This is a genomic window from Nocardia cyriacigeorgica (genome assembly GCF_010858045.1).
Classification (GTDB): domain Bacteria; phylum Actinomycetota; class Actinomycetes; order Mycobacteriales; family Mycobacteriaceae; genus Nocardia; species Nocardia cyriacigeorgica_E.
In genome coordinates this window covers 1-274 of the sequence record NZ_JAAGVC010000411.1, presented here as the reverse complement: position 1 = coordinate 274, position 274 = coordinate 1, and the positions used below count along the sequence as shown (strand labels likewise).

The following is a 274-nucleotide window of genomic DNA, read 5'->3' as shown; positions in this document are numbered from 1 at the left end:
AGCAACGGCAGCGCGCTTGGACGAGGTGATCGAACGACTGCCCGGTGGCTGGAGCGCCGACGTCGGCGAAGGCGGCGCACTGCTGTCGGGCGGCGAACGTCAACGCGTCTCCATCGCCCGCGCCCTGCTGAAGAACGCGCCCGTCGTTCTGCTCGACGAGGTCACCTCCGCCCTTGACCCGATCAACGAAGCCGCCGTCCACCAGGGCATCGAACGGCTGATGGCCGGCCGCACAGTCGTGATGGTGGCCCACCGCATGCACACCGTGCAGAAC

1 protein-coding gene is annotated in these 274 nt (G+C 68.6%); it reads left to right on the top strand.

What is annotated here, in order from left to right; all coding sequences use genetic code 11:
- A partial coding sequence (locus GV790_RS30240) for an ATP-binding cassette domain-containing protein (RefSeq protein ID WP_163818210.1) occupies positions 1-274 on the top strand: 274 nt, incomplete at both ends.